Raw genomic sequence first — 13798 nt, forward strand, 5'->3', positions numbered from 1 at the left:
GGCGCAAGCTGAGCTAACAAAAAAACGATGAAACGAACTATACTGTCTCTTGCATTGCTAATGCTTTGCTTTCCTGTCTTATCTCAGGATTGCTACAATGTTTACTTAGGTCTCGATAGCTACATCGCCCAAGGCGGGCCCGAAGCGGTTTTCTGGGAGTTAGTAGATAACGAGAATACCCTCATCGAATCAGGGGTTGCCCAATATTCGATGAACGATCCGTACTACGATCAAGTGCTTTGCTTAGAACCGGGATGCTACACCTTAAACGCTGAGGTGAATGGCTTTTTCAATCCACTAGGTATCGAAGCTTACCTTGAATCAGACAACGGTGAAATCAATGATTTGATGATTTCAATGCTCGACCTAGGACTAGCCATTGAGTTCTGTGTTTCGGCACCGGCGGTTGATTGTCCTGAGACGATTAGCTTCGAACAAGTAGGAGAGGAGTGTGCTGTGTATATCGCTACCGTTGATGGCTATGATGGACCTGTCATTTGGGATGCTACAGGTTTTGGAGCGTTTGACGGAGATGAATCATACATGTTCGACTTCTGGAACGAAGGTGTTTACGACGTATGTGCAACGATCTTGACCGATGACTGTGAGACGACCATTTGTACTTCGATCACCATCGACTGTTTTGATAACTGTGAGCTGTACGTAGGTTTAGAACAAGAGACAGATTGTGGTCCATTCCTGTTCTATGGCGAAAACGAAAATCCTGAACTCCCAATCTGGTGGTGGGTAGAAGGGTTGAACATTCAAAGCGAAGGCTCTTACTTCACTTTTATGCCTGAAGAAGCGGGGGTATACACTGTTTGTGCTTCCAACGAATCTGAACTATGCCCTTGGGGAGACGTTTCTTGTTTCACTATTGAAGTTCCTGAAGGCTGTTTTGCTCAGGAATGTCCGGAAACGATCAGCTTCCAACAAGTCGGTGAGGAGTGTGCGGTATACATCGCTGCAGTGGACGGTTATGAAGGTCCTGTTATCTGGGAGGCTACAGGCTTTGATACTTTCGAAGGCAATGAATCATACATGTTTGACTTCTGGAACGAAGGCGTTTACGAGGTGTGTGCAACGATTATTTCAGATGATTGTGAGACAACCATTTGTAACACGATTACGATCGATTGCTTTAATGAATGTGAGGTTGATGTATTTGTATCTGAATTTGATTGCGGTATTGAATTCGACGTGGATTGGACCAATGCAGATTGGTTCGGATGGTACGTTGATGGATTACTTGTTTCAGAGATGGATCTAGGATTTAGCTTCTTTCCCGAGGTTTATGGAACTTATGATCTCTGCTTTGTCTACGAATCTATTGAATGTGGTGGACAAGAGTGGTGCTACAACTACACGCCTTCGGAAGAGTGCTTCGCTCAGAGCTGCGAGTTGTATGTGACTGTTGTCGAAGAAACAGACTGCGCCTTCGTCTTCTACGGCGAAAACGAGAATCCTGACCTGCCTATTTGGTGGTGGGTTGAAGGATTGAATATCCAAAACGAAGGACCTTTCTTCACGTTCAGTCCAGATGAGCCAGGTGAGTACACAATTTGTGCATCGAACGAATCTGAACTTTGTCCTTGGGGAAATGTGACTTGCTACACGGTTGAAGTTCCTGAAGGCTGTTTCTCTGAAGAGTGCGAATTTGAAATTATCGTTGATCAGTTCGACTGTGGTTCTTTCTTCGTGAGTCTCGATGGAGATTACGACGAGAGCGGAGTGAATTGGTACCTCGATGAAGAACTTTACATGGAGAGCTCAGGGTTCACGAACGTGAATCTTCCAAACAATGGAGCATACCAACTCTGCGTGACCTACGAGTCTGAAGATTGTTCAACCGAACAATGCGTGACGCTATACGCTGAAGGATGCGTTGAAGAGTGCACCGAAGTACAAGGAAGCATGACAAGCTGGGTCAGCGAAGGCGGTCCCGTATATGTTGACTGGACGTTGTACACAGCTGAAGAAGAAGTCTTGCTTAATGGAATTGAGCAGTTCTCAGAAGACGATCCTGTTGCATTCATTGACTTCTGTCTTGAAGAAGGCTGCTATATCTATGAAGTTTTTAACCCTAACGGGGAATTGGATAGCGAATCGTTCAGCGTAGGCCTTGGCGGCGTCTTGGGCTTGGTTGAAGTGACGAATCTGATCCAGTTAGATCAATACATCGTCTTTGAATTCTGTGTGGAAAGTACCCTAGGGTATCCTGAAGGTGATTGTCCTGATCCAGAAATTTGGGCTGGTGGCAACTGCGGTGAATGGGCCTTTGAAATCGGATCATTCCAAGAAGGCGAGCAAGCCATCTGGTCTTTCGGAGATGGAACTGTCATGGAAGGAGGTCACTTCATTACGCACGAATTCGATGAGCCAGGTAGCTACGATGTTTGCGTAGAGTTCTGGAGCGATGAATGTGAAGGTGTCTACGCCTGCACGACGATCTACGTTGAAGACTGTGTGAATTCATGTGACGTAGATGTGTATGTCACTGAAATGGACTGCTCGATCATCTTCGATGCAGCAACCGTACCATCTGACAACTACGGCTGGTATGTGAATGGTGAACTCGTTTCTGAAAACGAACTAGCGCTATTCTTCGACCCAGAATATGCAGGATACTACGAGTTCTGTCTCGTCTACGAAAATGAAGAATGTGGAACGCAAGAATGGTGTTACAGCACCGTTTTCGAAGAAGACTGTTTCTCTGATGAGTGCTTCCTAGAGATCACTTACACGATGAATGATGACTGCGGTCCGTTTGTGTTCTTAGGGGCAACATATGATCCAAATACACCAATCTGGTGGTGGGTTGAAGGACAGAACATCGAAAGTGAAGGAAACGCATTCACCTTTATGCCAGAAGAAGCAGGGGTCTACACGATCTGCGCGGGAATCGAAACGCCTGAATGTCCGTTCGGAACTACTGAATGCATCACGATTGAAGTACCAGAAGGCTGCTTTGAAACCGAAGATTGTACCCTCTACGGTGAAGTGGAAGCCTTGACTTGCGACGTGTGGTTGCTAGAACTAGGCGGAAACCTTCCATGGGAAGTTATTCCAGGAATCTGGCTTGACAATGAGTACTACGGACAAGGAATGTCAGCAACCTTCTTGCTTGAGCCGGGATGGCACACAGTATGCGCTGGCTACGAGTCTGAAGCTTGTGAAGGCGAAGTAGAATGGTGCACTGAATTCTACGTCGAAGAATGTGAATGTCCATACTACGTGGAGTCTTGGGTTGACGGATGCCAAGTCTTCCTTGAAATTCCACAAGCTGATCCAAATGCTGAGGTGTTGTGGGAAGTCAATGGAGTCACCTATGAAGGAGGAAGTGTCCTAGACGTAATCGTCAGCGAAAATGGTTACTACACAGGATGCGCGGTCTACAATGATCCATTCTGCCAAGACCTTGTGTTGTGCTTCGACTTTGGAATTGATGGTTGCGAAGAAGAAACAGATTGTTTCCTTCAGGTAGACTACCAATTGATCGAGGGAACAACTTACCTCTTCGAAGCGAATGCCCCAGATAATGCCACGGTTTGGTGGTCGATCAACGATGAAGTGATAGAAAGCGGAAACCTCTTTGATTATGAGTTCAACGCTTTCGGTCAGTACGAGATCTGCGCCTTCTATGAGACGCCTGAATGTCCTGAAGGAGTTTGGGAATGTGTGAACATCGTGGTTGCTGATGAATTCGATTGTACTCCAGTGGTCATCTACTTTGACGCCATTGATGAATTGGATGTAGACGTCGATATCGAGTACATCATTGAAGGCCTTGGTTTCGAATTAGAAGGCTTGATCACGATCCAAGAAGAGTGTGGTTCAACGATTCTAGAGCTATGTGTGCCTGATGGATGTTACCAGGTGACGATGTCGCTTGAAGAGTTTGAAGACCTCGCGCTTTACCTCGCGATCTTCATCGATAACGGCTTGCCAATTGAGTATGACATTGACTTCTTGAACCAGACAGTTACCATTGAAATGGGTGTGAATGATGATTGTGCTACTGATATCGCTAGCGCGGAATTGGAATCACTTTCTCTCTTCCCTAATCCAGTAAATGAAACATTGAATGTTGTTTACCCGAATGGCAACAACGACCAATGGATGATTTTCGATAGCAAAGGAAGTTTAGTCGAACAAGGAAATTTGAATGAATTCGGTGTGCTTAAACTGAATACTAGCCACTTGGAAAGCGGTGCGTATGTTCTTCGAATAGAAGGCAATACCAAAGTCCTGACGCAGCGATTCCAGGTTATTCACTGATTTGGTTAAGGTGATAAGGAGAGGGGCTTATGGCCCCTCTTTTTGTGCTTGTATTTAGGGCATCTTAACAATTCACTGAATTCCATTCACATGCATTAGGAATTCGGGGTGGGTAGGCTGGTTTCTTATTACTAAATTCGCCCATTGCCAACGAGCACCATTACGCCAAGCATGACGTATACCAAGATCAACAACTACACTGGGTGGGGAATATGGCTGATAGCCACGCTCACCTACCTTTCAACGATTGAACCAACTTCCAGCTTCTGGGATTGTGGAGAGTTCATCGCATCTGCATACAAACTTGAAGTAGGTCACCCGCCGGGTGCACCGTTCTTCATGATGGTCGCACGCTTCTTCTCGATGTTCGTGCCATCAGAGTATGCCGCAACAACGATTAACGTGATGAGCGCCTTGTGTTCATCATTCACCATCCTCTTCTTGTTCTGGAGTATCACCCACTTTGCACGCAAAATTGCGAGCAGATCAGGTGAACTAGATAGCGGAAAAACCATCGCTATCATGGCTTCGGGAGCCGTGGGTGCGCTGGCTTATACCTTCAGTGATTCCTTCTGGTTTAGTGCCGTAGAAGGTGAGGTTTACGCCATGTCGTCGCTCTTTACAGCCGTCGTCTTCTGGGCCATTCTGAAATGGGAAAGCCTCGCTGACCGCGGAGGAGAACTGCGTTGGATCATCTTGATTGCCTACCTCATGGGACTATCCATCGGGGTCCACCTCTTGAACCTTCTTGCGATTCCGGCGATAGCCTATGTATACTACTTCAAACGCTACAAGCCGAACCTAGTTGGAATCCTCCTAACAGGAGCTATTTCCATTGCCATCCTTGGTTTCGTCCAATACGGAATCGTCCAAGGATTCATCAAGTTGGCGGCGAAGTTTGAACTCTTCTTCGTGAATGATCTAGGCATGGGCTTCAACACCGGAGTCATCGTGTATGCCCTGCTTGTTCTTGGAGTTATCGGAGCATTGATTTGGTTCTCACACAAGAAGAACTGGCGAGCAGTGAACGTAGGTGCACTGAGTATCCTAGTCGTACTGATTGGGTACTCTACCTTCGCAATGATCGTTATCCGTTCATCGGCCAATCCACCGATGGATGAGAACAACCCAGAAAACCTCTTCACGCTGCTGTCTTACCTCAACCGTGAGCAATATGGTGATCGTCCACTAGCTTCTGGTCAGTACTGGAATACGCCTACAGATCAGGAAGATCCATACAGCGATGGAAATGCGACTTGGGTAAAGAGCTACTCGGTAAAAGAGCAGCGAGGTACACGCGAACAACGAGTGAAATCATTCCGTTGGGAGTACGAAGCAGAAAAGTTTATAGCCGAAAATCAAGGCAAGTTCTTCATCGTAGAGGAATACGTTGATAGTGGTGAGAAGAAAGGGAGTATCCCGAATTACGATAGCCGTTTCACAACGATTTTCCCACGTATGTATAGTTCGCAAGCGAACCACGAACGTGAGTACAAACAATGGAGTAACTACAAAGACTGGAATGTAGAACGCGTTTACGAATCACCGCTGGTAGAAGACTACCGTATGAGCCGTGAGGAGTTCGCTTACCACATTGAAAAAGACATCCTAGGTGCTGGAATGGATCAGCGAAATCTGCAACGCACCTTGACGAGACTCTTCGGTACCTACAAACTGAAAGCAAACGACATCGTTCAGGTCCGCGCAGCGAACGAACTTTTGATCTACAACGATCAAACAAGAGAGTTTGATCAGCTAGCAGTGCTTGATGATGAGCGTATGCTTCAAGCGGTATCGATGTACGTCGTTGATATTCTTTCTGAAAACGTGACCGTAGGACGTACCTATGTGGAGCGTATGGAGGAAACGAAACGCCGCCTAGAACAGGAAGAGCGTATGTCAATCATGCGCGCGAATGCAACGGGCAATCAAGATGATTACACGCGTGCATTGCAGATCCGTTCTCAGTTGGATAGAATGTACGGTGAGCTCACACCAAGCTTCAGTGAAAACTGGCGATTCTTCATGGATTATCAAGTAAACTGGATGTACTGGCGTTACTTCATGTGGAACTTCGCTGGGAAGCAAAATGACAACCAAGGTCATGGTTCATTCCTTGATGGTAACTGGTTGACAGGACTCGATTTCATCGACGAGCAACGCATCGGAAACCGAGATAATCTGCCAATCAATGCGCAGAACAACAAAGGTTTGAACAAGTTCTTCTTGTTCCCATTAATCCTCGGTTTGATTGGATTGATTTTCCAATTGGTGAGATCTCCTCGAGAGTTCTTGGTTGTGGCGCTTCTATTCCTGATGACAGGATTGGCGATTGTGATCTACTTGAACCAGTACCCATTGCAACCACGTGAGCGTGACTACGCCTACGTAGGTTCCTTCTATGCCTTCGCGATGTGGATAGGTATGGGAGTATACGGATTGTACTGGGCTGCTCGCGAGATGAAGTGGAAAGACCTTGGTGTAGTAGCAGGAATGTCGATCGGTGCAGGCTTGGTATTTTACACCATCGAAAACATCTCTGGTGGCGATAACGCATTCTCTTACTGCGTGCTCTACATGAGCGGAATCGCTGTTGCCTTGCTGGCAATATCAATGCTGCTCCAAACCATTGCGACCAGCAATGTCGTCAGGGCGGCTGTTCCGGCAGTCTTATGTTTGATCGTACCGCTAGTGATGGCTGCTGATGGATGGGATGATCACTCGCGTGCCAAACGTGAGACAGGAGTCGATTTTGCGAAGAATTACCTCGATTCCTTAGAGGAAAATGCCATCATCTTTACCAATGGAGATAACGATACCTTCCCACTTTGGTATGTTCAAGAGGTGGAAGGTTACCGAACGGATGTTCGTATCGTCAACTTGAGCCTTCTGAATACCGATTGGTATGTTGACCAAATGAAGCGTAAGGCATACAAGTCTGATCCAGTTCAGATCTACATGGAAGAAGAGAAGTACCGTCAAGGTACCCGTGATATCGTACTCTTGGAAGATCCAGCGAACCCTGCAAACCCATACGTTGATTTGGAAAGCGCAATGCGCACGTCGCTTGATGACAGCAAAATGGTTGATTACGGTGAAGGAAGAGGCTACAATTATCTCCCATCACACAGCTTCCGTATGGAAGTAGATTCAGCGACGGTTGTAGATGAAGGTGTTGTTGGGAAAGATGAAGCAGACAAAATTGTAGACGCTATCGAATGGACCATTACTGACCAGCGCGGACGCCCAAAGCCATACATCTTGAAGAACCACTATATGGTGATGGAGTTGATCCGCAACAACGATTGGAAGCGTCCAATTTACTTCGCGGTAACTACTGGTCCTGACTCATACGTAGGTCTACAAGACTACTTCAGACTAGAAGGGTTGGCTTACCGTTTGGTTCCAATCAAATATCCGAAGAGCCAAAACCCGAACGTTCTTGGTGGATTCGCTGCAGACAAGATGTACGACCTCGTAATGAACGAATTCCAATGGGGTAATATGGATGATACAACGGGCATCTACATGGATGAGAACAACCGTCGTATGACCACTAACCTTCGCCTTCAGTTGACAAACTTGGCGGAAGAGTTGATGATTCGTTCTGAAGATGATCGTGCGTTGAACGTATTGAACAAGCTTCTGACAGTAACGCCAGAAAAGAACGTAGAATATGACCGCGTACTTCTTCCGGTAGCTGAGGCGTTGATCAACCTATCTGGAGAGCCAGATTCGTTGCGTCAGTCGAACCTATCAGCTGAAGAGCGCGCTCAAGCCAAAGAATTGGCTACGGAGTTGAGTGATCGACTATTCACTGTCTTCGAAAGTGAGATTGAATACTTCTTGAGTCTAGACGGACGTTACTTCGACCAGGTAACCGAAGATTTGAGCATTCTCTATCAAGTGAATGCACGAATTCTCAGCGAAATGGAACGAGAGCATCCAGACGACCCATTGAGCATAGAGCTTTCGGAAAGACTCGGTGAAATCGAAAAAGCCATCGACCGAAAAGAACAAGAATTGAAAGACTTAGGAACGGTAAGTTTCTAAACTAAGAAAGCCGGCTATAGCCGGCTTTTTTGTTCTTAAATGCTCTATACGTTTGGTGTAAAGCGGTCGTGTGGGTTGTTAGCTGTAAATAGTTACTTCCTTGTATCCACGAGGAAAGCGAGCTCTACTTCGCACCTCTTTGTGATACTTCTCCCACAACGGACCACTGAAATCGTAAGGATCGCGATCCTTACCATGCTCTTGGTATTGGCTGTTTTGATTCATAAGTCCTGAAGTTGAAGTGTTTCATAGGTAAGACTTACACTTGTATCAAATGGTTGCACTGGCGTTTCAACGGTTGGTGATTTTGATGTAGATTAAGCCTTGCTAACATTATTACATCGTAGGGCTAATCTGACATTCTATAGGGGACACGTTCTTACCCACGCCTTAAATCATGCGTGTACATTTGAGACTGTATTCCCAAAGGAAGACAACTAATGGCACAACCATTCAACATATTTATTGTCGAAGACGACCTCTGGTACGGGGAAGTTCTGGAGTATTTGCTCAAGCTGAATCCAGAATACAACGTAGAGAAGTTCACTTCAGGTAAAGACTGTATCAAGAATCTGCACAAACGCCCGTCGTTGGTGACTCTTGATTACTCTCTTGATGACATGACCGGTATTGAAGTACTGCGTCAAATCAAGCAGTTTGATGCAGAAATTCCTGTGGTAGTGATCTCTGGTCAGGAGGATGTCTCGACAGCCGTGAACCTCCTTCGTGAAGGGGCTTATGATTACATCGTGAAAGATGACGACGCAAAAGATCGTCTTTGGAACGTTGTAAAGAATATCCGCGAGAAGAAAGATCTACAAGCCGAGCTTGAAGGACTTCGAGAGGAGATCGGTGCGCGTTATGATTTTGCCAACCTTATTGGTACGAGCCAGCCTATCCAGAAAGTGAAGAAGCTGATGGAGAAAGCGGTGAATACCAACATTACCGTTTCCATCAATGGAGAAACAGGTACAGGTAAAGAAGTTGTTGCCAAGGGAATCCACTACAATTCAACCCGAAAGAAGAAGCCATTTGTTGCGGTTAACGTAGCGGCCATTCCTTCAGAGTTGATCGAAAGTGAACTCTTTGGTTACGAGAAAGGTGCCTTCACCGGTGCTGAAACTGCGCGTAAAGGAAAGTTTGAAGAAGCCGATGGTGGAACACTCTTCCTTGATGAGATTGGTGAGATGGATCCAGCAATGCAGAGTAAACTACTGCGCGCGATCCAAGAAAAAGAGATTACTCGAATTGGTGGGAACGCAACGAAAAAAGTGAATGTTCGCTTGGTCGTTGCAACACACAAAAACCTCTCTGAAGAGGTTGAAAATGGAAATTTCAGGGAAGACCTCTACTACCGTTTATTAGGTCTCCCAATCATCCTTCCTCCGCTCCGAGAGCGAGGAAATGATATTCTCATGCTTGCCCGATTCTTTGTGGATGCATTCAGCAAAGACAACGGATTAGGTAATGTAGAGATCACAGAAGAAGCACGTCAGAAGTTATTGAAGTATCCCTTCCCTGGGAACGTTCGTGAGTTGAAGGCATTGATGGAGCTGGCTGCGGTGATGTCGAGCAATGGAGTCATTGAATCTGACGATATCACATTCACCTCTACCCGAGGAATCTCCGGATTACTTTCCGAAGAGCGTTCCTTGAGAGAGTACACCACGAGTATTATCAAGCACTTTTTAGACAAATACGACAACAACGTTTTGCTCGTTGCTCGGAAGCTAGATATCGGTAAATCCACGATTTATCGAATGCTGAAGAACGAGGAGCTCTGAAAAACCAATTACTATGAATGTTTCTCAAATGAGATGGTCGGCATCCGGAGGATGGACGACCCCAGACGGATCAGCTCCAAATCCACAGCTGGTCTTAGCCTTCGGAGGGATTGATGTAGTGTTCGAAAACGCTCATTATGAGCACCTTCGCTCTAATTTCCCAGAGGCAAACATCGTAATGGCTTCCACTGCGGGAGAAATTGACAACGATGAAGTAAACGATGAAACCATCATCGCAAACCTCCTTCAGTTTGACAACACGGAGATCGTAGCGCACATGCTGCCGGTTGATGTTGCTCCTGACAGCCGCGATCTCGGACAAAAACTCGGAGAACAGTTTGATACGACTGACTTGCGTCACGTATTGGTGATTTCTGACGGTTCGAAGGTAAACGGTGATCAGCTGGTAGCTGGTTTGAACGGTAGCCTTCCTGAAGGTGTGCTTGTGACTGGCGGTCTTGCAGCAGATGCAGGTCGATTCACAAAGACTTTCGTTGGTCTAAACGGCACTCCTGAATCAGGAAATGTTGTGGTGATCGGTTTCTATGGAAGCAGCATCAAGATCGGACACGGTTCGATGGGTGGTTGGGACGAATTCGGTCCTATTCGTCGCATTACCAAGTCAGAAGGTAACGTGCTCCATGAACTTGACGGAAAGCCAGCATTGGAGATCTACAAAGACTACCTTGGGGATAAGGCGAAAGACCTCCCAGGAGCAGCGCTTCTATTCCCATTGAACATTTATGTGGAAGGAGATGTCACTCTGGTGCGTACGATTCTGAGTATCGACGATGAAACAGGAACGATGACCTTTGCGGGAGACATTCCTGAAGGAAAAGAAGCTCGCTTCATGATGGCCAACTTCGACCGATTGGTAGAAGGAGCCGAAAAGGCAGCACAATTCGGACTACAATCGATTGATGGTGAAAGCCCTGATTTCGTGCTAATGATTAGCTGTGTAGGACGTAAAATGGTGCTTGGTCAGCGTGTAGAAGACGAAGTGGAAGCAGTATGCGATTTCTTCGGAGAGAAACCACGTTACTCAGGATTCTACAGCAATGGAGAGATTACTCCAGTTAATGGTAAAGTAGAGTGTTCTCTGCACAACCAGACGATGACAATCACGACGTATAGAGAAGAATAATTGATCGTCAATAAGGGACAATATAGCCGATTACTTTCTCGTCAATTGAGGAAGCATTTCGGGTCGTTGGAGAACGTTCCGCACGACCTGCTGCCTTTCCTTGATGTGGTGGAAAGCTCGTACGCGCACTTTGAAGAGAACTATTCTTTGCTTCAACACGCGACCGAGGTCAGTTCTCGTGAATTGACTGAGATCAACAGCGAGCTGCGTAAACAAACTGCGCAGGCACAGCTGGTGTTGGATGCATTGAAGTTCTCCATCAAAGATCTGAGCGGGGGTAATGAAGACCTCGACAGCGAAGATGTATTGAGCGTAATCGACGTACTGCGTGCTGAGATCAGTAGACGTAAAATTGCGGAGCAGCAGATTGCCCTGAGTGAACATAAGTACCGAGGAATCATTGAAAACCTCTCCCTCGGTATGATTGAAACTGACAACGAAGGTCACATTACCAAGGTATATGACCAGTTCGTTGAAATGATCGGATATGAAGCAGATGAACTCTTAGGTCAAAGTGCCTTTGAGCTATTCGTTCCGAAAGATGAGCAAGAGAAGTTCCAAGAGCAGATGTCAAACCGGAAAGAAGGGGTGGCAGGCGCCTACGAAGCGAAACTTGTTCGGAAAGACGGCAAGGAAATCTGGGTGATTATCTCTGCAGCGCCAATTGTTTCTGCGGAAGGTGAAGTCACGGGTTCTATTGGCCTACACTTTGATATTTCAGAGCGTAAGCAGATGGAAGAAGCCCTCATCACCGCCCGCGAAGATGCTGAAGCTGCACTTGTAGCCCGAGATCAGTTCCTGGCGAATATCAGTCACGAGATTCGTACCCCGATGAATGCCATTATGGGTATGGCTGGCCTCCTTGGTGAAGCTTCCTTGAATATTGAGGAACGCAAGTACCAAGAAGCGATCGTGACTTCAGCTAAGAACCTTCTGGTGATCATTAACGACGTACTCGATGTCTCGAAACTGAACTCTGGTAAGTTCGTTCTGGAATCAGTGCGTTTCGATTTGAATAAGACTGTCAATGACACCGTAAAGGCACTCGAACAGACGGCTACGGTGAAAGACATCTATATCAAAGCGGATATTGACCCTGCCATCAACCAATGGCGTGTGGGAGATGATGTGCGTTTAGCTCAGGTGATTACTAACCTCGCTGGAAATGCCATCAAATTCACTGAAGACGGAGGTGTGACCATCAAGATCACCGAACCGTCTAAAGAACGACTTCGAGTTGAAGTGATTGATACCGGAGTAGGTATCGCCAAAGACAAACTCGGGTCAATTTTCGAAGATTTCACGCAGGAAGATGATACCGTGACGCGTAAATACGGAGGTACCGGACTCGGTCTTTCCATCTGTCGTCAATTGGTTGATCTATTCGGAGGTGAAATCGGCGTTGATTCAGAGAAAGGAAAAGGGTCGAATTTCTGGTTTGAAATTCCACTCGAAATTGGAAATGAGGTCAAGAAAGTGGCGACAGCAACGATAGAGCAATTGGATGGAGTGCGTGTTTTGCTCGTTGAAGACAACGAAATGAATAGATTCCTGGCTCGCACCATTCTGAAGAGATGGGGTGTGGTGCTCACTGAAGCTGTCAATGGTTTCGAAGCGGTTGACGCACTGAAGAATGACTTCTTTGATGTGGTTTTGATGGACCTTCAAATGCCTGAATGTGATGGTATGTCGGCTACCAAGCTGATTCGCGAAGAACTCCGTCAAATGGTGCCAATTATTGCGCTTACTGCCAATGCCCTTGCCGGTGAACGCCAGCGATGCCTTGATGCTGGAATGAGCGGCTATCTTTCAAAACCTTTTGCTCCAGAAGCACTCAATCAGACCATACGCCACGCGATTTCTAATGAAGATTTGGTCGAGATTGATCAAGAGTCTGGGTTGTCAAAACTACGTGAACAAATGAACGGTGATTTTGCACCTTTCCTTGAAGTAGTGAATGACAATTTGAAGTCGCACGAAGAAAAAATTGGCCAAGCCATCGAGGCTGAAGATTGGGAAAAACTCGCTGAACTCGCACATTCAGTGCGCCCAACGCTCAATATTGTAGGTGCTTCCAATCTTGCGAAAGCTCTAGCGCACGTTGAACATGCCGTAAATCACGAGCGTTACGAGATGTTAGAGCTTCAAGGAAAAGAGTTGTTGAATCGTTACAAGGAACTCTTGGAGCGAATTCCAAAAGAGTAATTACTTCTCAGAACGAACCAAACGCAAGGTCTGCACCTGGTTCTCACCGATAAGATGTACAAAGTAGATTCCTTCTGGAATCATGGTAAGATCCACGTCTTGATGACGTGCTTTTCCCATTTCAATAAGTACCTTTCCTTGCATGTCTAAGACACGCAGTTCTACCGGCACAGAAGTGCTGATTTCACAATAGTTTCGAGCAGGATTCGGAGAGATCATCGCATTCAATGATGCATCTTGACTCAATCCAATCACTGGGATAGAAAGCAAAAACAGACTGGTGAAAATGAGTTTACGCATGTTTCGTTATACGGAACCCGCGTAAAAGAGTTCC

At 46.3% G+C, this 13798-nt stretch carries 7 protein-coding genes; 5 read left to right on the top strand and 2 right to left on the bottom strand.

Features of this window, described 5'->3' with window-relative positions:
* The first annotated feature begins 27 nt into the window (after positions 1 to 27).
* Entirely contained in the window at positions 28 to 4278 is a 4251-nt protein-coding gene (locus RA156_RS16455) for a T9SS type A sorting domain-containing protein (RefSeq protein ID WP_306641703.1), read from the top strand.
* 144 nt (positions 4279 to 4422) lie between these two features.
* Positions 4423 to 8331 carry a glycosyltransferase family 117 protein gene (locus RA156_RS16460; RefSeq protein WP_306641705.1) on the top strand — a complete coding sequence of 1303 codons (3909 nt, stop codon included), beginning with the start codon at positions 4423 to 4425 and terminating at the stop codon, positions 8329 to 8331.
* A gap of 78 nt (positions 8332 to 8409) precedes the next feature.
* Here RA156_RS16460 and RA156_RS16465 read toward each other — a convergent pair whose 3' ends face one another.
* A complete protein-coding gene (locus tag RA156_RS16465; protein ID WP_306641707.1) occupies positions 8410 to 8556 on the bottom strand; it encodes a hypothetical protein in 147 nt (48 codons plus the stop codon).
* 215 nt (positions 8557 to 8771) lie between these two features.
* Here RA156_RS16465 and RA156_RS16470 point away from each other — a divergent pair, with 215 nt between their 5' ends.
* Genes RA156_RS16470 through RA156_RS16480 form a run of 3 tightly spaced genes read left to right on the top strand, consistent with a single transcriptional unit; the run spans position 8772 to position 13464 of the window.
* Complete coding sequence (locus RA156_RS16470) at positions 8772 to 10115, top strand: sigma-54-dependent transcriptional regulator (protein WP_306641709.1); 1344 nt, start codon at positions 8772 to 8774, stop codon at positions 10113 to 10115.
* Positions 10116 to 10143: 28 nt separating this feature from the next.
* Positions 10144 to 11259, top strand: a complete 1116-nt coding sequence (locus RA156_RS16475) for an FIST signal transduction protein (protein ID WP_306641711.1) — start codon at positions 10144 to 10146, stop codon at positions 11257 to 11259.
* A 45-nt stretch (positions 11260 to 11304) separates the two neighbouring features.
* A complete protein-coding gene (locus tag RA156_RS16480) occupies positions 11305 to 13464 on the top strand; it encodes a PAS domain-containing hybrid sensor histidine kinase/response regulator (RefSeq protein WP_306641712.1) in 2160 nt (719 codons plus the stop codon).
* On the opposite strand, the gene RA156_RS16485 is transcribed toward RA156_RS16480, so the two are convergent.
* Positions 13465 to 13764: a T9SS type A sorting domain-containing protein gene (locus RA156_RS16485; protein ID WP_306641713.1), complete on the bottom strand. Its 300-nt coding sequence runs from the start codon at positions 13762 to 13764 to the stop codon at positions 13465 to 13467.
* Positions 13765 to 13798: the final 34 nt, after the last annotated feature.

Source organism: Sanyastnella coralliicola (assembly GCF_030845195.1).
GTDB lineage: Bacteria > Bacteroidota > Bacteroidia > Flavobacteriales_D > Sanyastnellaceae > Sanyastnella > Sanyastnella coralliicola.

Excerpts from the sequence above, each read along its gene's own strand:
- RA156_RS16455 (WP_306641703.1), top strand. The coding sequence starts at position 28 with ATGAAACGAACTATACTGTCTCTTGCATTGCTAATGCTTTGCTTTCCT.
- RA156_RS16465 (WP_306641707.1), bottom strand. The coding sequence starts at position 8,556 with ATGAATCAAAACAGCCAATACCAAGAGCATGGTAAGGATCGCGATCCT.
- RA156_RS16470 (WP_306641709.1), top strand. The coding sequence starts at position 8,772 with ATGGCACAACCATTCAACATATTTATTGTCGAAGACGACCTCTGGTAC.
- RA156_RS16475 (WP_306641711.1), top strand. The coding sequence starts at position 10,144 with ATGAGATGGTCGGCATCCGGAGGATGGACGACCCCAGACGGATCAGCT.
- RA156_RS16485 (WP_306641713.1), bottom strand. The coding sequence starts at position 13,764 with ATGCGTAAACTCATTTTCACCAGTCTGTTTTTGCTTTCTATCCCAGTG.